This is a genomic window from Sulfurospirillum diekertiae (assembly GCF_002309535.1).
GTDB classification, from domain to species: Bacteria; Campylobacterota; Campylobacteria; order Campylobacterales; family Sulfurospirillaceae; genus Sulfurospirillum; species Sulfurospirillum diekertiae.
Map to the genome: position 1 here is coordinate 1,274,915 of NZ_CP023275.1, position 22,760 is coordinate 1,297,674.

Genomic DNA, 22,760 nt, shown 5'->3' on the forward strand with positions numbered 1-22,760 from the left:
TTACGTTATGCTGCATTTATGAATCTTAATATGACTTTTTTTTATCATTCTTTAAATACTCAGATAGCATGAATATTATTATGTTAGGATTATACGTTTTTAGTGTATATAATGCTAAAAAATAACTAAAATAGAATAAGGGGCACTTGTGTTTGGCAATAGTAGAATTTTGGAAGAGGCAAATAAAAATTTAAGTAAAGAAAATGAAAGCTTACACAATGAAATTCTTTCGCTTAAAGCAGAGATTGAAAAATTAACAGAACAAAATGAAAAAAACAAAAGTTTATTACACGGGAATAATCTTTTTCAAGAGTTAAACAGTAGTATGCTGGGAGGCTGTAAAAAAGGTATCAGCGAAATTCAAAAAGATATTGAACAGAATTTAGAGGCATCCAAAGAGATCGTTGATATGAGTGAAGCGACGGTTTCTACCATTTCTACACTTGATTCAACGACTTCTGAGCTCATTGCTTCACTGACACATATCAATGAATCTGCTAGCGAATCAAGGCAACTTGCTGAAAATCTCCATCACAGTGTGGATGAAATTTCGAGTGTGATCAATCTTATTAAAGATATTTCTGATCAAACCAATCTTTTAGCGCTTAATGCTGCCATTGAGGCTGCGCGTGCGGGGGAGCATGGTCGTGGTTTTGCGGTCGTTGCGGATGAAGTCCGAAAACTTGCAGAGCGAACGCAAAAGGCAACTTCAGAAGTTGAGATGAACATCAATGTTTTGAAACAAAATGCAGGCTCTATGTTTAAGCAAAATGAAGAGGTTGAAAGTGTTGCTTTAGCATCAAATCAGCATATAGAAACGTTTAAACAAGAGTTACAAAAGATTCAAACCAGTGCGGTAGATATTCAAAATGACTCTTCCAATATATCGTATGCAATTTTTGTCGCACTTGCTAAGTTAGATCATATGTTCTTTAAAACTAACGGTTATGGTGCTATTTTTGATGCAGAACACAAGGTTATGTCAGATCATTATAATTGCCGTTTAGGCAAATGGTATGCCGGTATTGGTAAAGAAAATTTCCAAAATACAGCTGGCTATAAAGGTCTTGATGAACCCCATAAAATCGTTCATGAGTCGGTTAATAAAGCGATTATGTGTGTCAAAGAAGGGACGTGCTCTAACGATCCTTCTTTGGTTATTAATTATTTTAAAGAGGCTGAAAAGGCTTCTGTTAAGCTCTTTGAGTTACTCAATCAAATGCTTTTAGAAAAGAAACAGTAATTTTTGTATAATTTCACATTTTTTAATAAGGCAATAATGTGAAATTCGAGCTTCTAGGAACGGCAGATACCGGGGGAATTCCTCTGCATCAGTGTCACTGTGAGATGTGTGAGGCAGCAAGGCAAAAAGGGGTGAGCAATCGCTCCACAAGTGCTTATTTAGAACTGGATGATGGCAGTGTTATTTTGTTTGATGCTGGGTATGACCTCTTATGTGATCGGTTTAATACAACACGTATCAGAGCCGTTTTTCTCACTCATTTTCATGCCGATCACTGTTTAGGTCTCATTCGTCTTCGCAAATCAGTGGACGCCATTACGTGCTATATTCCTGATGATAGACAAGGATTTGGTGACCTTTTTATTCATAAAGACTCCATCAATTATCAAGTTCTTCAACCGTTTGAAACTATAGAAATAGAAGGTGTGAAAATTGTAGCAGTTCCACTGTTGCACTCTAAGCTGACACATGGCTACGTGATCTTTACATGTAAAGGTGTTGTAGCGTATTTGACGGATTGTGCGAGCATTTCCTCGGAATCACTTGCTTATCTGAAAGCTCAAAAAATTGACCATCTTTTTTTAGATGCGGCGTATACGCCATGGTTTGCTTCCAATAAACATTTGAATTGGGAAAGTGCAGGGGAATATATTGAGAGTATTAGTCCAAAAAACGGCTATCTCATTCATGCGAGTTGTAAAACCTTACTCCCTTTACATGTAAAGAAAATAAGGTTGAAATATCCTTATATTGAACAAGGATTTGCGGTCGAGGTGTGAAGATTATTCTTCATCCTCATCATCGTCAAAAGCTTCTTCGCCATCTTCATCTTCAAAGTAGATGTTATCTTCATTGCCATCGTAGTTATAGTCACTTTGATAGATGGGGTCGTCTTCATCTTCATCTAAATCGTCATCATCCTCTAGGTCTTCTTCGTACTCTTCTTCATTCATTAAAATATCTTCAACTTTGTCGAGGAACGCATCAATATCACCGGTAAAGAGGTGTTCAAAACGCATTGCATCAAGAATAAATTCACTCGAACAACCGCTTTCAAGGAGGAGTTCTTTTAAGTCACGCATACTTTTTACCTTTGCTTTTTCTGCAATTCTACACTAATTTTAAATGTTTTTCAATTGTATTTCGTAAGTATCAAAAAGGGTATCATGGTTTACATGTAACGTTTCAAACTGCTCATAAAGTTTTTCAAGTGACTCTTCATCGCTCTTTATTTCTTTAGAAAGTCGTCCTAGTTCGCCAATATCATTTCCAGAAGAACATGCAATCAGTGCATCGTTTTTTGCTTTGATGCCCTCTTCAAGTTTTATGATTTTTGCTTCACACTGATCAATCTGTTTTTTGAGCGGAGAAAGTTTGGAACTACGTTCCTGAATCAGTTTCGCACGCAGTTTCTTACTTTCATTGTAGTCATTTGAGACTACTTTTTTAGGTGCCACATCGATCTCTTCTTCCCAACCAATTTTCTCTAAAAATTCATCATAATTGCCATCAAAAAATTCCGCTTTATCGTGATGAAAAATGATGAGAGCATCGGCGAGTTCTCGAAGCATCATTTCCGAGTGCGTGACTAAAATGGTAGAACCTTCAAAGTTTTTGATCGCTTCGCATAGAGAGTCGATGGAGTACATATCAAGGTGGTTGGTTGGCTCATCCAAAAAGAGAAGATTCGCCGGTGTTGCGATGATTTTGCCTAGCATTACACGACTGCGTTCGCCTCCAGAGAGAATACTAATCTCTTTTTCTGCCATCTTTCCGCTAAACATCATGCCACCACAGATAGCACGAACACGCGTAATGCCTAGGAGTGGATCTACTTCATAAATCTCATCTATAATGCTATTTTTAAGATTGAGTCTTTGAATATTGGTTTGTCCAAAATGTGCAAAGGTTGTTTCAGGATGAAACGAAAGAGTACCTTGTTGGAGCGGTAATTCTCCTGCTATCACGTTAAGAAGCGTTGATTTACCTTTACCATTTTTACCAATGATGGCAAGACATTTTCCTTTTTCCAATTTAAAAGAGAGATTTTGAAAAAGAGGGTGGGCTGGATCATATCCAAAGCCGACATCTTTTGCTTCAAGCATGATTTTAGCAGGCGTTTTTTTATAGTTAAACGAAAAGTGAAGGCTACTTTCGACCTCAAGATCATCCATTTCGCCCATTTTTTCAAGCTGTTTTGCTTTACTTTGTGCCATGACTGCTTTAGATGCACGTGCTTTCTGCCGTGTCACAAAATCTTCAAGTTCGGCACGTTTTTTATCTAAATTGGCTTTGGTTTTAAGATAACGCTCATCGTCTTCTTCTAATTTTGCATAGTATTTTGAGCTGTTGCCCTCAACGATCATCAAGCTTTTTCGCCTCAGTCCCATAGTATGCGTGGTGACAGCATCCATAAAATCACGATCATGGGTAATCAAAATAATCTCACCTTTAAACTCTTTGAGAAACGTTTGGAGCCAACGCATTGAAATAATGTCAAGGTAGTTGGTCGGTTCATCTAAAAGGAGTAAAGAGGGGTTTGTGGCAAGTAGTTTGACTAAATTAAGGCGAATTTGATAGCCGCCTGAAAAATTCATAGGATCTTTGTCTAAATCTTCTTGCGAAAAACCAAGTCCGAAAAGCATTTTTTCGATTTTGTAAAGATCAAACGCTTCATCACCATGCAGTGCAGAAGCACACTCTTCACGTACCGTTTTATGGGTAAAAAGAATGTGTTGTCTGAGCGTTCCAATCGTGTAGTTTTTAGGGATAAGAATATCACCAGAATCGGCTTCTTCTTCTCCTAAAAGAATTTTAAAAAGGGTGGATTTTCCTGAACCATTACGCCCAACAAAGCCTATTTTATTGCCATGGGCAAGGGTGAAACTGATATTTTCAAAAAGGGTTTGTACACCAAAGTGTTTAGAAAGATTAGTGACTTGAATCATAGGTCAAACTCATTACATGTAAAATTTTTTCTTCAAGAAGAAGTGCGTGGTATTATAAAAAAAGTTTTGCAAGAACTTGATTAAACGTTATTGTTATTGATGAGTGTAGTTTAGAAAGCTTGAAAATAAAACTTATTCAGCTTTCTTATTGATGGCATTGAGTGTATCTAAGATAGACTCTTTTTTTGTCGAATTGTCCGGTCCTGAAATACGCATTGTAAATTCAACGCGACCATTCTTGTCACGACCTTCCGCCGTATCGTTATTTGTGAGAGGTTTTGTATCTCCATAACCTGCTGAGCTTAAACGATCTTTGGCAATACCATTACGAATGAGGACACGGATAACAGCATTGGCACGAGCACTGGAGAGTTCAAGGTTGTCTTGGTATTTAGAGCCATTTGGAAGTGCCGTTGCGTCAGTAAATCCTTTAACGATAACTTCAACATTTTTAGGAAGCATTGCAATAATGTCAGAAACACGTTTGAGGAAAAGCATGGAGTCACTGTTAACAATCTCAGCAGAACCTGGTGCAAAAAGAAGTTTAGTAGGGAGTTTTAAAATCGCACCATCAACTTTTTGCTCTAATGATCCTTCTCCAATATTCATTTTCTCAATCATTTGTGCTAAACGAGCAATTTCTTCAAGTTGCGCAGAAGTTCCACCCGCATTGCCTTTGTCTTTATCTTTAGCCGCATCTCCCGATTTAATAGACATGCTCATAACAGGAGTTGCTTCTTCAGGTTTCGCGCTGTAGTCGTAGATTTTGACAAACTCTTCTTTGAGGGCTTTCATTTTTTCAGTGTTAGTAGAGGCAATAGCAAAGAGTGCGATAAAAAGGGCAAGTAAAAGACTAAAAAAGTCCGCAAAAGGTACGGCCCATTTTTCACCTGCTTCACATTCGACTTTTTTGCACTTTTTACCCACTTAGTATCCCTTATTTGTCAAATTGGCTTTTTTTCTCTTCAAGAGGAGAAAGATAATTGAGAAGTTTCATTTCAAGCGTACGAGGATTGTCACCATGAGAAATACCTAAAATTCCTGCTAAGATGACACGTTTTTCTTTTACAATATCTATTGATTTTCCCTTAAGTTTATGTCCCCATGGACCTAAGAAGATATAAGAACCTGCAATACCAAAAACAGTCGCAGTAAAGGCACCACCAATACCCATCGCCATTTCAGCAGGGTTGTCTAATTTTTGAAGTGCCAAGATCAGACCCAAAACAGCGCCAATGAGTCCCATAACGGGGCAGGTTTCCCCTGCATGTACCCAATAGTGTGCAGAACCATGGTAATACTCTTCCGTCTGTTCAATCAAAATATCGAGTGTCTCTTCAATCTCATGCGCTTCAACACCATCAACGGCCATACTAAGACCTTTTTTGAAGAACTCATCGTCCATTTGATTGGCATGGGATTCAAGCGCTAAAATGCCATCACGTCTGGCAATAATGGCAAAGTCAATAATTTGTTTAATACGTGCATGAAGATCAACTGATGATTTTTTGAAGATAACTTTAAACTCTTTAAAGGCACCTCTAACATATTCTTGGGGAGTTGCAGACATCGCTGCTGCCATAGCGGTTGGAATAACGATAATAAATGACGTGATGTGCAAAATATGAAGAGGATTTCCACCTTCTAATATATCACCGGTAGAAATAGTGGTGATGGCGAGTACCATGCCCAAGATGACGGTTAAGTCCATAAAGTCAGCTCCAAAAAATAGTATAAAACGTTTTCAAGCATTATCGGTTAAAATGCAAAAAACTTTACATGTAAGGCAATAATATAACAATCTTCCTTAGATAAGATGCTATTATTGCTACGCTTAAAGTAGAAAAATTGATTTGTAGTATAATTGCAAAAAGTGTCAAATAAAGGAGTAAGTTAACATGAGTGAAGAGAAATGCAGATGTTTTATCAGTTCTCTCGTTGATCGACTCAGTGGTAAAGCCGAATCACGTTGCACGAAGATTATTGATGTGGCGTATCGGCTTTTTTTAGATAATGGCTATGAAAACGTCAGTATGAATGATATTGTCAAGCATGCAGGGGGGTCACTCGCGACATTGTATAAGCATTTTGGCAATAAAGAACAACTGTTTATTTACATTTTGGAACAAAAATCAGAAGAAGTTTTTGGCGAATGGGGTCGTAAAAGTGTCTGTTATGAGGGGCGTATTGAAGAATTTTTAACGGAAACAGGAAGGATGTTTTTAGATTTGGTGACAACACCAGATGCCATTTTATTTCACCGTTTACTTATATCAATAGGGTATATTAATGATTCCAGACTCAATAAAACGCAGATCCAGAACCTTATGTCGGTTCCCGTCATTATTATTGCAAATTATTTAGAAAATGAAAAAGTAAACGGTCATATCGAAGTTGAAGATACCTATTTAGTGGCAGAGCAATTTTTAAATGCTGTCAAAGGGCCATTTCTTTTTCAGACAATTTTGGGGATTCAAATTGATATCTCTGAAGAAACGCGTTTAAAAGCTTTAAAACAAGTCGTAACCATTTTCTGTCGCGGCTTACATGTAATACAATAGTTACTTTTTTTTCCGTTAGTGAAATTAGCTTGATTTTTTTACTTTTTTCGGATACAATTTCGCCCATAAAGTGTAATGTATATTACATTACATAAAATTGGGAGCGAAAAATGACAACAAATAGAGTGTATTTAACATATGCTAGATATGCATTAATAGGTGTTTTGGGAGCTTTTTTGGTAACAGGATGCTCAAGCCAAGATAAAAAAGCAGCAGGGATGCCAGCGATGCCTCCTTTAAGTGTATCCACCTATAAAGTGATCACCAGTGATGTTCCTGTTTCATTAGAATATCCAGCAAAAGTAAAAAGTATGCAACAAGTGAGTATTGTTGCACGTGTCAGTGGTGTTTTGGAAAAGAAATACTTTACTGAAGGTAGCTTTGTAAAAGCAGGTGAAACACTCTATCAAATTGACTCAGACCGTTATGAAGCATTGATGCAAGAAGCGGTGGCAGATGTTGGTGTAAAAGAAGCGACCCTTAAACAAGCAACACGTGATTGGGAACGTACCAAAGCCTTGTTTGATCAAGATGCTGTGAGCCAAAAAGAGCGTGATGCCGCACTCTCTGCCTATGAGTCAGCAGGAGCTTCGCTCAAATCTTCACAAGCAGCGCTTAAAAAAGCAACGATTGATTTTAACTATACCAAAGTTAAAGCAACCATTAGTGGTATGACAAGCCTCAATGCTCAAGATGTTGGAAGTTATGTCGGTTCTAGTAGTGATACGATGACACTAACGACGATTACCCAAACCGATCCTATCTATGTTGAATTCTCCTTACCTGATATTGAACTTTTGAAAAAACGTTATGTGATGGGAACAGGTAACTGGAATAGTTTAGCGCAAGCAAAACTTCCTATTCAACTCTCTACCCCCGATGGCACCAAATATGCCAAAACGGGAACTTTAGATTTTATCGATAGTTATGTGGATGCTGAAACTTCTACGATTAAAGCAAGAGCCACCTTTGCTAATCCCAATAATATTTTAATACCCGGTCTGTTTGTACGTGTGAATGTAGAAGGCTTGGTCTATAAAGATGCGATTAGTATTCCTCAAAAGGCATTGTTACAAGAAGCCATTGGTTCGTTTGTGTATGTTGTCAAAGAGGGCAAAGCGACTAAAGTTCCTGTCAAAGCAGGAACCGTTCATAATGACACCTATATCATTGAAAGTGGTTTGAGTGCAGGAGATGTTGTCATTACCGATAACCTCACGAAACTGCGCCCAGGTTCTGCGGTTAATGTTATAGAAGCGAAGGAATAAAGTATGTTTTCTAAATTTTTTATCAACAGGCCTATTTTTGCAACCGTCCTCTCGATTGTTGTGATTATAGCGGGCTTGATGGGTATAAAAGGCTTGCCTATTGAGGAGTATCCTCAAGTAACGCCTCCTCAAGTTACCGTCAAAGCAACGTATGCAGGAGCAAGTGCTGATACCATTTCTAAAACGGTTGCAGCACCGATTGAGCAACAGATAAATGGTGTTGAAGATATGATTTATATGTCTTCAACGGCTTCATCAACAGGCTCTTTATCGATCAATGTTTATTTTAAAATTGGAACAAACGCCGATCAAGCGACGATTAACGTCAATAACCGTGTTCAAGCAGCCCTTAGCAGTCTTCCAAGTGAAGTACAAGCGCAAGGCGTCACGGTACGTAAACAATCATCTACGATTTTAAAAGTTATTTCGATTATTTCACCAAACAATAGCTATGACAAAATTTACATGGCAAACTATGCACTTGTCAATGTTATTGATGAACTTAAGCGTGTTAATGGTGTGGGTGATGCTGCATTGTTTGGCAATCAAGACTATTCTATGCGTATTTGGATGAAGCCAGATCAACTCGCCAAATACAATCTCACCCCAACGGATGTGATCAATTCGATCTCGGAGCAAAATGCTCAGTTCGCAACAGGACGTTTCAATCAGGCTCCTACCAAAGCGGCTCAAGCATATACCTATACGGTCACAACACAAGGGCGATTTGATAAAGTCGAAGAGTTTGAAAATATCATTTTAAAATCGAACAAAGATGGCTCGACCTTACGCCTCAAAGATGTTGCACGCCTTGAACTTGGTGCTGCATCGTATGATGTATCGGCAACGCTTAATGGGCAAACGATGGTACCGATTGGTATCTATTTACAATCAGGTGCCAACGCGCTGGAAACAGCCAAAAAAGTCGACGCAGTCATGGAAAAACTTTCAAAATCTTTTCCTGAAAATATGGCCTATGTAACACCATACGATACGACAAAATTTATTCAAATTTCGGTACATGAAGTGGTAAAAACACTCATTGAGGCCCTTTTACTCGTTGTTATTATTGTTTACATGTTCTTACAAAATATGCGTGCGACAATTATTCCTATTTTGGCTATTCCTGTTTCGATCATTGGCTCATTTGCAGGTATGTATGCACTGGGTTATTCGATTAACCTTTTAACCTTATTTGGTTTGGTGCTTGCCATTGGTATCGTTGTTGATGATGCTATTATCGTTATTGAAAACGTTGAACGTATCTTGCATTCTGAAAAAGATATTACCGTCAAAGATGCAACGATTAAAGCAATGCAAGAGGTAACTGCTCCAGTTGTTGCCATTGTGCTTGTTTTATGTGCTGTTTTTATCCCAGTATCGTTTATGGGTGGTTTTACAGGACAAATGTACCAACAATTTGCGATTACCATTGTTATCTCGGTCATTATTTCAGGTATGGTAGCGTTAACCTTAACACCTGCTTTATGTGCAATTTTCCTAAAGAAGAAAGAGCCACAACCGTTTTGGTTTGTCAAAAAATTTAATGAGTTCTTTGATGCCTCAACCAATTGGTTTACCAGTGGGGTTAGTTTAGTCGTACGCCATGGCATTATTAGTATTATCGTTTTTGCAGCACTGATGGGCGTAACATATGAACTTTTCCAAAAAGTACCAACAAGTCTTGTTCCGATGGAAGACAAAGGCTTTTTACTTGCCGTTACTGCGTTGCCTCCTGCTTCTTCTCTTAATCGTACAGAAGGTGTAAGTACCGAACTCAGTAAAATTACGGCAAATGTGCCTGAAATCGAATATACTATTGCTATCTCAGGGTTTGACCTTATTAGTGGTGCAGCTAAAACTAATGCGGCGACAGCCTTTATCAACCTAAAAGATTGGAGTGAGCGAAAAGCGCCAAACCAAAATTCAGAAGTACTCAGTGGCGCACTAAACGGTGCCTTCTTTGGTGTACCTGATGCTACCATCTTTGCACTAAATCCTCCACCGATTATGGGACTAAGTATCTCAGGTGGTTTTGAGATGTATTTACAAGATCGAACGGGTGGTTCATTAGAGGAGCTTGGTAGAATTACCAATGCAATTGTTGCCAAAGCGAGACAAAGACCCGAACTTACGATGGTGAGAAGTACCTTTGACACAGCTGTTCCTCAATTTAGAGTGACATTAGATCGTGAAAAAGCGAAGGCATTAGGTATCTCAATCAAAGATGTCTTTACCACACTTCAATCAACATTTGGTGCTTACTATGTCAATGACTTTAACCTTTTTGGACGTACCTATCAAGTCAATGTTCAATCAGAAGCTAATTTTAGAGAAAAACCTGAGGATATGAAAAATATCTTTGTGAAATCAAATACGGGAAAATTGATTCCTATCAGTTCATTGGTGACGTATGAGCGTACCATCGGACCCGATATTGTGGATCGTTTTAACATCTTTACCGCGGCAAAAATCGTGGGCGAGCCAAAACCGGGTTACACATCGGGTGATGCGATTAAGGCGATTGAAGAAGTGGTTAAAGAAGTCGCACCTGAAGGCTATACCACAGGATGGGCTGGAACGTCATTTCAAGAAAAAGAGATGGAAGGCAGTGGCTCACAAGCATTCATTTTCGGACTAGTCTTTATCTTCTTGATTTTGTCAGCTCAGTATGAGAGATGGTTGATGCCACTTGCGGTTATTACCGCGGTTCCGTTTGCTGTCTTTGGTGCGATTATGGCGGTTTATTTACGAGGACTGAGCAACGACATCTATTTCCAAATCGGTCTTTTGGTACTGATTGCTTTATCGGCTAAAAATGCGATTTTGATCGTTGAGTTTGCAATGCAAGCGCAAGAGAAAGGTAAGTCAATTTTTGATGCAACCCTTGAAGCGGCACGTTTACGTTTCCGTCCGATTGTTATGACATCACTTGCCTTTACCATTGGTGTTTTACCTTTGGCGATTAGCTCAGGTGCCGGTGCGGGAAGCCGTCATGCGATAGGGACGGGTGTTATTGGTGGTATGATTGCCGCAACAACCATTGCGATCTTCTTTATTCCACTCTTTTACAACTGGCTCGCGTCATTAAATGCGAAGTTTTCACGTAAAGGAAAAAAAGATGAAGAATAGTCTTTATTACAGTGCTGTACTAGCCTTAATTCTTAGTGGATGTTCACTCTCTCCAGAGCTGAATGTCCCCACAACACCGTTTCCAGAAGCGTACCGCTCGGATGTAAAGAGTGAAACACCGTATGTCGATGCAGCATGGTGGAACAATTACCATGATGCAAAATTGACCGCTTTAATTGAAGAGGCACTGAAGAATAACTATGATCTTCAATCAGCGATGGCCAATATCTCTTTGGCGCGTGCAACGCTTTCACGAAGTACATCGGATCGTTACCCAAGCCTTGATGTTCAGGGCTCTGGTCAGAGAATTCGAAGCAGTGGCGATACCTTTAATTCTAAAGCGCATAATACGTACAATGATTTTTCACTCAGTGCCGTTCTTAGTTATGAGCTTGATCTTTGGGGTAAATACAAAGAAGCTGAAGCTTCCTCTCGTGCTTCGTTGATCGCTACGTATGCGGCAAAAGACACGGTAAAAATCTCTTTAGCTTCCAATGTGGCGGATAGTTACTTTACATTGATTAGTTTGTATGAGCAACTCGATATTACCAATGAGACAATACAAGCAAGAGAAGAGGGGCTTAAGCGCAATGAGGCGAAGTATACGCTTGGTGCTATTTCTAAAGGAACTCTTGCCTCCGATCGTGCAGAGCTGAACAGTGCTCAAATCACGAAAGATGCGCTAGAGCAAGCGATTTTACTCCAACAAAGTGCGTTGGCTGTACTCGTAGGCAAATCACCCGAAGCCATAGCGGCGTTTAGTAAAGATGGCTTACCACGCGTTTTACCAAGCGATGTCAACGTGCCTGCCAATTTGCCTTCCGAGCTTTTAACCAAACGCCCTGATATTACCCAAGCCGAAGAGAATTTAAAAGCAGCCAATGCCAACATCGGTGTGGCACGAGCTGCTTATTTTCCAAGTATTAGCCTCTCAGGGGCACTTGGCTTTGAGAGCACACAGCTTTCTAACCTGATGAAATCCCAATCAGGGATGAATAGTTTTGGTGGAAGCCTTGCCTCACCATTGTTTAATATGGGAAAAACCAGTTCCAACGTGGAGAGTGCAAAAGCGAACAAAGAGTTAGCAGAGATTGCGTATGCAAAGACGGTTCAACAAGCGTTTCAAGATGCCTATGATGCCCTTAACAAACGACATACTCTCACACAAAAACTAGAGCATCAGCTCTCCTATGAGAAAAATATTGAGCAAGTGTACTTACTCGCTAAAAAACAGTATGAAAATGGCTATGGCGATTACCTTACGCTTTTAGATGCAAAGCGTAATCTACTCTCAGCAAAACTGGCTACATCACAAACGAAGCAAGCTTTGCTCAGTTCAGGGGTTTCTTTGTACAAATCACTCGGGGGTGGTTGGGATAAAGAGGTGTTTGACAGGCACGCTGATACATTGTAAATGTTACTGATGTCAAATGCTCTTTCGTAAAATAGAGCATTTGACAATTCTTTTATCTTGTTTTATTCAATCTACATAAAAAAGACTCTTTGAAAAACCTTTGCTTGATTACAATTCTTTTTATAATTCACATAAGGTTAAAAAATGAAATTCAAACTTTTTGCTCTCTGTCTTTTTTCGGTATGGTGTTTTACGGTTAATTTCGTATTCAATGGAACTTGTCATACGTGTCATGAAACAATTCAATTTCATACAAGCAATTTTATCAGTACGAATGTTCTGTAAATAAATCAAGGGAACATGAACACATTTTTCCTATAAGTGCGTATTTAAAAAATGTGTTATTGACGATCAGATTCGCATGTTGTCATCACTTGGTACTCTTCCATCTTCATTTCCGAGCCTGTTTTTTTATCAATTAATATAGGCTCGGAAATTTCGCCTGTTTTGATATGAATGATACGGCTTGTAAGCCCTATTGGGGTAGCGTGCTTATTTCCCCACTCAAACATCATAATGAGTACCGGAGCCAAATCTTCACCTGCTTTGGTTAAAACATATTCGTAACGTTTGTCGCTCTCTCCATAATTTTGCTTCTGTAAAATGCCATATTCGACAAGATCGTTGAGTCGTTTTGTCAATATATTGGGCGCGATGCCTAAGCTTTTTTGAAATTCATCAAACCGTCTAAGTCCTCTAAAACTATCTCTAATAATCAGCATACTCCACCACTCTCCGACAATTTCTAAACATTGTGCAATAGGGCACGGCATCTCAGTGTAACTTTTTCGTTTCATTTTATTCTCCAATTTACTTGCATTATGATAGTAAATATAATATACTTGCATCATGAAAGTAATTTAACATGAAAAATTATAGCATAAAGGAAAACAAAATGAATATGAACAGCAATACAATTCTTATAACAGGTGGCACTAGCGGCATCGGCTTTGAATTAGCACGACAATTATGCAAAAGCAATACCGTGATTATCACAGGGCGCGATCAGGAAAAACTTGACAAAGTCAAATCGGAATTAAAAGAGGTGCACGTCTTTCAATGCACTATTGACAAACACGATGAAATCGTTAATTTATATGAAAACGTTTCAAGGATGCTTCCTGATCTTAATATTCTCATCAATAATGCAGGTGTTATGAACAGGATCGATTTACAAAAAGAGCGTGATATTCACAAGCTCACAGAAGAGATTATGGTCAATGTCGTAGGGACTATTGATATGAGTACACAGTTTTTACCTCTTTTACGTCAGCAAAAAACAGCTGCGATTGTGAATATTTCTTCCGCTTTAGCGTTTGTACCGTTGGCAAGCACTCCTGTCTATTGTGCCAGTAAAGCCGCACTTCACTCCTTTACGGATTCGTTACGCATACAGCTTAAAGATACGAACATTAAAGTCTTTGAACTCGCACCATCTGTCACTAAAACACCTTTAATAAAAGCCTTGGATAGCAATGAACAAAAAGGGATGAGCATTATGTCTGTATCGGAACTTGTTAAGGTTGCCATTCAAAAAATCGAGTGCGATACGTTTGAAATCAGACCAGGTCAAAGCAATGCTCTTAAAATGCTGAGTCGCATTTCACCTCGTTTTGCTCTTCATATGATCAATAAGTCTGGACACTAAAATGCGTCATTTAACCAGAGTACTTAAAAGATTCGTACACCAAGAAGGGGCTTTATGAAAATTCCTAAAATAACAGATGCAATTTTTCATCATTCGCTAGGATGTGTTTTATCTGCGATGATGTTAATGGGGTGTGGCTCCACGCAAGTGCAAAGTCCAACCCCTGATGTTGCACTTGCAACACAGTTTCGCAATGCAGACCTATTTGAGAGAGATGCTCTCAATGATAGGGAGTGGTGGAGTCGTTTTGACGATCCGATTTTATCATCGCTTATTGCCAAAAGTTTGAACACGAACTACGATGTAAAAATGGCGCTTTCACGCATAAAAGGTGCGCGCGCTTTTAGAGATGCGCAGGCGTCACGTTTGTGGCCTTCTTTGGACGTGCAAGGCTCCACAGCCTCTTCGCACAGTGGTTTGCCCCAAAGTGTTAAACAAGGCATTCCCGATACAAAGAGCAGTGCTTTAGGGCTGAATGTTGCTTGGGAGTTTGATTTGAGTGGGGGAATTAGTGCTGCAAAAGATGCCGCTGAAGCAGACCTTTTGTCGGCTCAGTATGGCGTCATTGGTATGAAGTTGCTGATTGCCAGTGAAGTGGCGACTCAATACTTTCTTCTTCGTAGTACCGAACACGATTTAAAGCTCATAGAAGCGTTGGCGGTGAGTCAGCATGAAACACTCCATCTCACCACAAGACGCTTTAACGAAGGGCTTTCCAGTGAGTTGGACTTGCAGAGTGCTATCGCCGAGGTCAATGAGATCGATGCAAAAATTCCTCCATTGCGTATGCTGATCGCTTCACTTCAAACGCAACTGGCTCTGTTACTAGGTGAAAATCCTTCAACGATGGTCGTGCCAAGCGTTGCTAACTATGATTTGCCCAAATCGCCTCTCATTGGAACTGCCCAGCCACTCGATTTGCTGAAACGTCGACCTGATTTGATGGCGGCAGAATCACACTATGCGGCAGAATCGTTACGCACGGAAGAGGCTCGCTCACAGTATTGGCCTAAACTTTTTCTGAATGCCCTTTTGGGACGTGAAGACTTGCGTCTCAATGGGCTTAATTTAGCGCCTGTCAATTTTTCAAATGTTGCATTAACGTTTGCAATGCCAATTTTTAATGCAGGGCGGATTCAAGCGGGTGTAGAAGCACAATCATCCCGCGAGAATGAAGCGTTACTTGGTTGGCAAAAATCAGTCTTAACCGCGCTTAAAGAGGTTGAAGACTCTCTGGTTGTTTGCCATGAAGAGCAAAAGCGAGGGGAATTTTTAGCGCAATCACTTCAAAGCAAACGTCTTGTACTTCGTAAGGCGGAATCCCTTTTTGCGCAAGGAGAGTCCGATAAATTAGTGGTATTGCAAGCACAACGTCTTGTTTTGCTCAGTGAAATGAGTGTAACCGACCAACGCGCCAAACGCTTACTCGCGGATGTTCAGCTCTATAAAGCATTAGGGGGTGGTTGGAATGTATCGAAGGAAGAATCAAAAGAAGGAACAACCAATGAATAGGGAATGGATGCGTTATACAACAAAGATGATGCTATGTGCTTCGATACTTGTGTTTGCAGGGTGTGGACAGGTCGAAAGTAAAAAAGAAGTGCCAACCTTAGTGTACGTAACAGCGTTTCATCAATCGCAAGGGCATAATGAAGTGTTGCTCACAGGCAGTATTCGCTCACGAAGCGAGACAGCGATGGGGTTTCGTGTGGGTGGAAAAGTGCTCAAACGTATGGTCAATGTCGGCGATCATGTCAAAAAAAATCAACTTCTCGCTACACTTGATTCGGTGGATTATCAATTAGCGGTTGGTGTTGCAGCCGAGCAGTTAGAAGCGGCTAAGGTCACTGCTGAACAAGCGATGGTGGATGCTGCTCGGTTTAAGCGTTTGGGGAGCGATGGATCGATTGCCATTGCTGAAATTGAAAGACAGCAAACACGAGCAAATGCGGCACGCGCTACAATGGAGCAAGCCAAACAGCAACTGGAGTTAGCAAAAAATAAAGTAGAGTATACCGCACTGAAGGCACCTTTTGATGGAGTTATAACCTCGTTAAATTTTGAAGAGGGACACGTCGTCTCTGAGGGACAACCTCTCATTTTCGTCGCCAAAAAAGGCGAATACGAAGTGGCTGTTGATCTACCAGAGCATCTGGTTTCTCATGTTAAAGCGTATAAAACAACGGCAACATCATGGAATGATGCCTCTATCTCTTTCAATCTTACGATGCGAGAACTCTCCTCTATGGCGACACCGCAAGGTCGTATGTATCCTGCGCGTTATGTGCCAAGTCGTGACGCTTTAGAGACGATTGCGTTATTGCCTTTGGGAAGTACCGTTAAATTTACGTTGTCCCGCCCGATGGAGAGTGGAACAACCTTACCGATCAGCGCGGTGATTAAAACCAAAGAGAGTGCTGGGGTTTGGGCGTTAAATAGTGCTGAAAATGGAGTCGAGTTTGTTCCTGTGAACATTCTCAATTATGGTACACGTACGGTGCGTGTTACGGGGTTAAAAGATGGCATAAAGGTCGTCAGTGTGGGTGCGCAAAAACTTGACGCATCCATGAAAGTACAACCGATAGAACGCCCCTACGAAACAGTCGTAGAAATACCTAGAAAGGGAGCTTATGAAGGGCTTTAATCTCTCAGAATGGGCGGTAACGCATCGCTCTATGACCCTCTTTTTAATCATAAGCACGCTCATTGTGGGTGTTTTTTCATTTAACAAACTGGGAAGACTGGAAGATCCAAATTTTAACGTACCTTCTATGACCATCGTTGTTGCATGGCCGGGTGCCACCGCTAAAGAGGTTCAAGAAGAGGTCATTAACAAAGTTGAGCGAAAAATACAAGAGCTTGATGCGTTGGATTATGTCAACTCCTATTCACGTCAAGGTTATGGCGCGATCAGGGTTTGGATGAAAGGGGGGACGCCTAAGAAAGAGCTTGAAGATTCATGGTATCAGATACGAAAGAAAATATCGGATATTCGTCAAGAATTTCCTTCCGGTGTGCGTGGACCTTTTTATAACGATGAGTATAATGATGTTTACAGCGTTCTCTACGCCATTAGTGCGCCAGATTTATCCACAGCGGAACTTCATGACACGACAGAGCGCATCAAGCGACAATTACAAAGTGTGGTTGGTGTCAATAAAGTTGATGTGCTTGGTAAACAGCAAGAGCAAGTGTTTGTTGAACTCTCTATGCGAAAACTAGCGGCACTTGGCATCAGTCCTAATACCGTCATCGACGCACTGGCGCATCAAAACAGTGTCTCTCCCTCAGGCTCGGTGGATGCCACAAACGATCGCGTTTATGTCCGTGTTACGGGTGCCATTGATCGTGCCAAAGAGCTTGGCAATGTTACCATTGAGGCAGGTGGTAAAACACTCAGACTCTGCGATATTGCGACGATCAGCATTGGCTATGAAGATCCTCAAAGTTTTACTATTCGCCGTAATGGTGAGCCTATTATTGCTATCGGTGTTACGATGAAGCGTAATGGCAATATTTTGGATCTGGGGCATGCGCTTGATGCCAAGATGGAAACCATCAAAACGACCTTGCCACTTGGCGTTGAAATCGAAAAATACGCAGATCAACCTCGTGTGGTAGAAGAGTCTGTATGGGAATTTGAGCGTTCATTTTTAGAGGCATTGATTATCGTGCTTTTCGTCTCTTTTATCTCGCTTGGCTGGCGTACAGGTATCGTTGTAGCCGCTTCCATACCTTTGGTACTGGGTGTGGTTGCTGCTATTATGTATGCTTCGGGTTGGAATTTGGATCGTATCTCTTTGGGGGCTTTGATTATTGCACTTGGGTTATTGGTCGATGATGCGATTATTGCCGTTGAGATGATGGTTGTGAAGATGGAAGAGGGCTGGGATCGCTTAGAAGCGGCAACGTATGCTTATAGCTCAACCGCTTTTCCGATGCTTACAGGAACACTCATTACCGTAGCAGGTTTTATGCCTGTTGGCTTTGCAAAATCCATTTCGGGGGAGTATGCCGGTGGCATTTTTTGGGTCGTGGGTGTTGCACTTGTGGCATCATGGTTGGTTGCGGTTATCTTTACGCCTTATCTTGGTATGGCGTTATTGCCAAAAATGAAACCTATCGAACACGCAGAAAGCATTTACGATAAACCTATTTACCATAAATTACGCGCTATGGTGATGTGGAGTATTTCAAAGCGTTGGCTAGTTTTGGGCTCAACGCTGCTTCTTTTTGGACTAGCAGGGGCTGGAATGCTTTTGGTACAACAGCAATTTTTCCCTACGGCGTCACGTCCTGAACTCTTGGTAGAGCTTCGATTGCGTGAAGGTTCCTCTTTTGAGGCGACACAAAAACAAGTTTACAGGATGGAGCAGATACTCAAAAGTGATGCTGAAATTGAGAGCTTTACGGTCAATACGGGTGCAGGTGCTCCAAGGTTCTACCTCTCGCTTCAACCCGAACTTCCAAATCCTGCCTATGCGCAGTTTGTGCTTGTGATGAAAAGCAATGAACAAAGAGAACATGTGCGCAACAGACTTATGGAAATTTTCGATAAAAATGAAGCCTTCCCTGACATTCGTGCGCGTGTTTTACGACTTGAGTTTGGTCCCCCTGTTGGTTTTCCGGTTCAGTTTAGAGTTATCGGACCTGACCCTTTAAAAGTACGCGAGATTGCGTACAACGTGAGAGACATTGTTCGGACAAGTTCTTTGGTGAAAGACACCCAATTGGACTGGAATGAGCAAGTACGAACGATTGGGCTAAATGTGGATCAAGATAAAGCGAGTCTGCTAGGGCTATCATCGGCTGATATTCAAAATATGGTGCAATTATCGCTTAATGGGGTGAGCACAATGCAAATCAGGCGAGGTGAAGAGTTGGTAGATGTTGTGGTACGCTCCACGCCAGAAGAGCGTCTTTCCATCGAACACATAGGAAGCCTTCAGTTATTTTCACGTACGAGCATGGTGCCTCTTTCGCAAATTGCAAACGTTGAGCCAACCTTTGAAGAGCCTGTTCTTTGGCGTCGTAACAGAGACCTTGCAATCACTGTGCGCAGCGACGTGCATGATGGCATTCAAGGTCCTTATGCAACGTCACAGATTATGCCTTTATTGCAACCGGTGATTGATGCAATGCCTTTGGGATACCATATAGAAGTGGGCGGCGCAATCGAAGAGAGTAACAAATCCAATAAGGCGTTGTTTGAGGTATTTCCTCTTATGTTTGCGGTTATATTGTTACTCCTTATGGCACAGCTTCAACGATTTTCGCTGATGTTTATGGTTTTACTTACAGCGCCATTGGGGCTTATCGGCGTTGTACCAGCCCTTTTAATTTTCAATGCACCTTTTGGCTTTGTGGCATTATTGGGGGTTATTGCTTTGGGTGGTATGATTATGAGAAACTCATTAATTTTGGTGGATCAGATAGAACAAGATATTAAGCGAGGGGCATCCCCTTGGGTGGCGATTATTGATGCAACGGTGCGTCGTTCTCGCCCTGTTGTCCTAACAGCAGCAGCTGCTATTTTGTCGATGATACCATTGAGTCACAGTGTCTTTTGGGGACCAATGGCGATTGCCATTATGGGTGGACTGATCATTGCGACAGCGTTAACACTGGTCTTTGTTCCTGCTTTGTATGCCGCATGGTTTAAAGTAAAGATTAATACAAAGATATAAAAAACGAGTGAGGCGGTGAACCTCTTTTAGGCTTTACATGTAAACGCTAAAAGCTTTGTGCTTGGGCGTTTACACGCTCTATTTGAAACTCGCTCATATACGTTCTATAAAGTAGAGGAACCCAGCTTTTTTGGAGTTTTGGATTATACCTACTTTCTACGGTAGCTGATTTGAAGAACGTTTTCCATAGTGCTTTGAATTTTTCTTCTTCGCTAGAATAGGTTGGGGCATCAAAGGTGGCGATAGAGCGAATTTCTCGTAGTTCATCGTTCTTTACAAAAGCAAGAGCGCGTTTAACATCGTGAATGATAAAAGGGATGTTTCCTAAACGCTTGCAGAAATGATCAGCCAAAAAAGGGACAATATTAAACTTTGTCTCTATTTTGGCATAGAGTGTGCCATCTTCTAACTCTTCAAATCGGGTAAAACCGTACATCTTATGTACCAAACTCAAAAGCTCTTTTTCAAGATTTTGAATGTAAAAAAGATGGGTGTTATTGATGTTACGAAGCTCTTTAGGGTTTTTAAATCCGATGCGAATGTACTCCAAGAGTGCCATCTCATAGTCTCTCGTGTCGCATAAAACGCTATGAAAGATGGTATGTTGTTGTTCATGAGTAAAATGCTTAGTAATGGCATCTAAGACTTTACGCGCGTTTGCCTCATCGGTAAAAACTTCGTGAAAGCGCTCAAACAAAAGCGATTGCGGCATTTGTTTGACAATGGTACTTACCTCTAATTTTTCATAATAAACCTCATACACTAAGCTCAAAAACCCTTCAAAACTGCCATCATAAAGCAATATCATTACAGTTCACCTGTGTAGATGGAGGTATCAAAAAGGGTGGGTTGAATGATGTTAGCGCCTTGGTGTATGAGGGCGAGCTTGATTTTTTCAGTGTACAAAGAGGTACTTCTGTGAAAATCTTTACCGGCTATAATGAAATAACGGGCTTTCTTGAGCGATATTTTGAGGTTCACAAGGTCTTCAAAGCAGAGCTTTTTAAAACGCCTTGCTTGTAAAATTTTCAGCGCTCCTCTGATGCCAATGCCCGGAATGCGTACTAAAATCTCTTGAGGTGCACGGTTGACATCAATGGGGAAAAGATGCAAATTGGAAAGTGCCCAAAATGTTTTGGGGTCAAACTGTATGTCAAGGTTTTGATTTTCGCTCAAAATCTCATCGTAGCTAAAGCCGTAAAAGCGTAATAACCAATCGGCTTGATAAAGCCTATGCTCGCGAAGCAAAGGCGGTTTTGAGAGTTCTGGAACGGGTAGGTGTTTATGGTTATTGACCGCAATGTACGCGGAGTAATAGACACGCTTTAACAGTGCTTTTTCATAGAGAGCTGAAGAGAGTTTTAATATATCAAAATCACTCTCACTCGTTGCGCCGATAATCATCTGTGTGCTCATAGAGATGGGCTTCGCGCTTCGCTGTAAGCTGATGTCACGCGCGTGTTTGAGCGGTGAAAGAAGCTTCTCTTTGGTTTTATCAGGAGCAAGCAGAGCAAGACTTTTAGCACTGGGCAGTTCGATGTTGGAGCTGACGCGATGTGCCAAAAGAGTGGCTTCTTCGATGAGTTCTTTAGAAGCTCCAGGGATGAGTTTGACATGAATGTAAGCCGTTAAATCGGTACTCATGGCGTAGTATACGCAACGTTTGAAGCAGTAAGCTCATCGTATGGTCTTCGTTTTTGATGATGCCTGAGCTTAAAAAGAGTCCTTCGATGTAGTTGCGTTTGTAAAAATTGATGGTAAGGTCTGCCAGTTCTCTAGGAGTAAAAGCCGTTCTAGGCGTGTCATTGCTCACACGGTTGATACAATACGCACAGTCGTAAATGCAGACATTGGTCAATAAGACTTTCAAAAGTGAAACACATCTGCCATCACTGGTGAAACTGTGGCAGATACCGCTATGATGCGCACAGCCAAGCTCACCTGTTTTGTAGTTGCTCTCACTGCCACTGGAGGAGCATGAGACATCGTACTTGGCACTGCCTGCTAAGAGGGAGAGTTTATCTTCAGTTGTAAGTTTCATGCGAGCATGGTACGATTTTTTTACATGTAAAGGCTAAAATATTTCAAAATGAAATGTGAGAGAGTTTATTTCTTCCTCGTATGAGGCAAGCTTTAATGTATAGCGGCTAACGTAGTCTCTTGAGCTTTGCCCAAGAGACATATAAAAATGTTATTTGATAAATTCAACCGCTTCATTAAACGGTATGCGAAGTTGTGAGGATTGTGGGTTGATGCGATAGCCAAAAGGAAGTACCATAGAGACTTGGTATTTGCTGACATCCAGTCCTAAAACGGCTTCGACTTTCTCTTTTTCATACCCTTCTATCGGGCAAGAATCAATGCCAATAAACGCTGCTGCGGTCATCATATTGCCCGCTGCGATATAGCTTTGTTTTGATGTCCAAGCGTAGACGTTTTTATCTGAACTAAGCGTCTCTTTGAGGTGATTGGCATAGAGGTTGATGTAATAATCTTTTTTCTCTTGAGGCATTTCACGTCGTGCAAAACGCTTCATAGGAATGCCACTCTCCACTTTGACAGCGTCAATCGCTGCGAGGATAATGACAAGATGCGAACATGTGGTGATTTGCGGTTGATCCCAACATACGGGGCGAAGTTTTGCACGAAGTTCATCGTTGGTGATGACTAAAAACTTCCAAGGCTCCATACCAAATGAAGAAGGCGACTTGCGACCTGCTTCTAGGATAAAGTGCATCTGCTCTTCACTTATTTTTTTTGTTTCGTCAAATAGTTTGCACGCATGGCGAAAGTCCATCGCTTTGGTAAAGTCATTTTGCATTGTATGTTCTCCTAATGTATTTTCAAAATAATAACGTT

The 22,760-nt window shown here is 40.8% G+C and carries 19 protein-coding genes; 10 read left to right on the forward strand and 9 right to left on the reverse strand.

Going from position 1 to position 22,760, the window contains the following annotated elements; all coding sequences use genetic code 11:
• The first annotated feature begins 148 nt into the window (after positions 1-148).
• Both SJPD1_RS14885 and SJPD1_RS06620 read left to right on the forward strand, forming a co-directional pair.
• Complete coding sequence (locus tag SJPD1_RS14885) at positions 149-1,243, forward strand: methyl-accepting chemotaxis protein (protein WP_096046516.1); 1,095 nt, start codon at positions 149-151, stop codon at positions 1,241-1,243.
• Positions 1,244-1,281: 38 nt separating this feature from the next.
• A complete protein-coding gene (locus tag SJPD1_RS06620; protein WP_096046517.1) occupies positions 1,282-2,022 on the forward strand; it encodes an MBL fold metallo-hydrolase in 741 nt (246 codons plus the stop codon).
• A gap of 3 nt (positions 2,023-2,025) precedes the next feature.
• Here SJPD1_RS06620 and SJPD1_RS06625 read toward each other — a convergent pair whose 3' ends face one another.
• The 4 genes from SJPD1_RS06625 to motA form a co-directional block, all read right to left on the reverse strand.
• Entirely contained in the window at positions 2,026-2,325 is a 300-nt protein-coding gene (locus tag SJPD1_RS06625) for a hypothetical protein (RefSeq protein WP_087438510.1), read from the reverse strand.
• A 39-nt stretch (positions 2,326-2,364) separates the two neighbouring features.
• Positions 2,365-4,191: an ABC-F family ATP-binding cassette domain-containing protein gene (locus SJPD1_RS06630; protein WP_096046518.1), complete on the reverse strand. Its 1,827-nt coding sequence runs from the start codon at positions 4,189-4,191 to the stop codon at positions 2,365-2,367.
• Positions 4,192-4,323: 132 nt separating this feature from the next.
• Positions 4,324-5,118: a flagellar motor protein MotB gene (motB, locus tag SJPD1_RS06635; RefSeq protein ID WP_096046519.1), complete on the reverse strand. Its 795-nt coding sequence runs from the start codon at positions 5,116-5,118 to the stop codon at positions 4,324-4,326.
• Positions 5,119-5,128: 10 nt separating this feature from the next.
• Positions 5,129-5,902: a flagellar motor stator protein MotA gene (gene motA / locus SJPD1_RS06640; protein WP_087438513.1), complete on the reverse strand. Its 774-nt coding sequence runs from the start codon at positions 5,900-5,902 to the stop codon at positions 5,129-5,131.
• 187 nt (positions 5,903-6,089) lie between these two features.
• On the opposite strand from motA, the gene SJPD1_RS06645 reads away from it, so the two are divergent.
• From SJPD1_RS06645 to SJPD1_RS06660, 4 genes are all read left to right on the forward strand, one after another.
• The gene (locus SJPD1_RS06645; protein WP_088437331.1) at positions 6,090-6,752 is read left to right on the forward strand and encodes a TetR/AcrR family transcriptional regulator; all 663 of its coding nucleotides are present in this window, start codon (positions 6,090-6,092) and stop codon (positions 6,750-6,752) included.
• Positions 6,753-6,862: 110 nt separating this feature from the next.
• Positions 6,863-8,020, forward strand: coding sequence for an efflux RND transporter periplasmic adaptor subunit (locus tag SJPD1_RS06650; protein WP_096046520.1), 1,158 nt, complete (start codon positions 6,863-6,865; stop codon positions 8,018-8,020).
• Positions 8,021-8,023: 3 nt separating this feature from the next.
• On the forward strand, positions 8,024-11,152 hold the full coding sequence (locus SJPD1_RS06655) for an efflux RND transporter permease subunit (RefSeq protein WP_096046521.1): 3,129 nt from the start codon (positions 8,024-8,026) through the stop codon (positions 11,150-11,152).
• On the forward strand, positions 11,142-12,566 hold the full coding sequence (locus SJPD1_RS06660) for an efflux transporter outer membrane subunit (RefSeq protein ID WP_096046522.1): 1,425 nt from the start codon (positions 11,142-11,144) through the stop codon (positions 12,564-12,566). Before SJPD1_RS06655 ends, SJPD1_RS06660 begins: the two co-directional genes overlap by 11 nt.
• A gap of 341 nt (positions 12,567-12,907) precedes the next feature.
• Here SJPD1_RS06660 and SJPD1_RS06665 read toward each other — a convergent pair whose 3' ends face one another.
• Complete coding sequence (locus SJPD1_RS06665; RefSeq protein ID WP_168171340.1) at positions 12,908-13,363, reverse strand: winged helix-turn-helix transcriptional regulator; 456 nt, start codon at positions 13,361-13,363, stop codon at positions 12,908-12,910.
• A 98-nt stretch (positions 13,364-13,461) separates the two neighbouring features.
• Here SJPD1_RS06665 and SJPD1_RS06670 point away from each other — a divergent pair, with 98 nt between their 5' ends.
• Genes SJPD1_RS06670 through SJPD1_RS06685 form a run of 4 tightly spaced genes read left to right on the forward strand, consistent with a single transcriptional unit; the run spans position 13,462 to position 19,901 of the window.
• A complete protein-coding gene (locus tag SJPD1_RS06670; protein ID WP_096046524.1) occupies positions 13,462-14,214 on the forward strand; it encodes an SDR family oxidoreductase in 753 nt (250 codons plus the stop codon).
• A 54-nt stretch (positions 14,215-14,268) separates the two neighbouring features.
• Positions 14,269-15,726 carry an efflux transporter outer membrane subunit gene (locus SJPD1_RS06675; protein ID WP_096046525.1) on the forward strand — a complete coding sequence of 486 codons (1,458 nt, stop codon included), beginning with the start codon at positions 14,269-14,271 and terminating at the stop codon, positions 15,724-15,726.
• Entirely contained in the window at positions 15,719-16,858 is a 1,140-nt protein-coding gene (locus SJPD1_RS06680; protein WP_168171341.1) for an efflux RND transporter periplasmic adaptor subunit, read from the forward strand. The genes SJPD1_RS06675 and SJPD1_RS06680 overlap by 8 nt, the downstream gene beginning before the upstream one ends.
• On the forward strand, positions 16,845-19,901 hold the full coding sequence (locus tag SJPD1_RS06685) for an efflux RND transporter permease subunit (RefSeq protein ID WP_096046527.1): 3,057 nt from the start codon (positions 16,845-16,847) through the stop codon (positions 19,899-19,901). Before SJPD1_RS06680 ends, SJPD1_RS06685 begins: the two co-directional genes overlap by 14 nt.
• Before the next feature lie 46 nt (positions 19,902-19,947).
• Here SJPD1_RS06685 and SJPD1_RS06690 read toward each other — a convergent pair whose 3' ends face one another.
• From SJPD1_RS06690 to SJPD1_RS06700, 4 genes are all read right to left on the reverse strand, one after another.
• Positions 19,948-20,709 carry a TIGR03915 family putative DNA repair protein gene (locus SJPD1_RS06690; RefSeq protein WP_096046528.1) on the reverse strand — a complete coding sequence of 254 codons (762 nt, stop codon included), beginning with the start codon at positions 20,707-20,709 and terminating at the stop codon, positions 19,948-19,950.
• A complete protein-coding gene (locus SJPD1_RS06695) occupies positions 20,709-21,545 on the reverse strand; it encodes a radical SAM protein (protein WP_226372263.1) in 837 nt (278 codons plus the stop codon). Before SJPD1_RS06695 ends, SJPD1_RS06690 begins: the two co-directional genes overlap by 1 nt.
• Complete coding sequence (locus SJPD1_RS14720; protein ID WP_226372264.1) at positions 21,490-21,942, reverse strand: radical SAM protein; 453 nt, start codon at positions 21,940-21,942, stop codon at positions 21,490-21,492. The genes SJPD1_RS06695 and SJPD1_RS14720 overlap by 56 nt, the downstream gene beginning before the upstream one ends.
• Before the next feature lie 150 nt (positions 21,943-22,092).
• Positions 22,093-22,722: an NAD(P)H-dependent oxidoreductase gene (locus SJPD1_RS06700; protein WP_096046529.1), complete on the reverse strand. Its 630-nt coding sequence runs from the start codon at positions 22,720-22,722 to the stop codon at positions 22,093-22,095.
• Positions 22,723-22,760 lie beyond the last annotated feature (38 nt).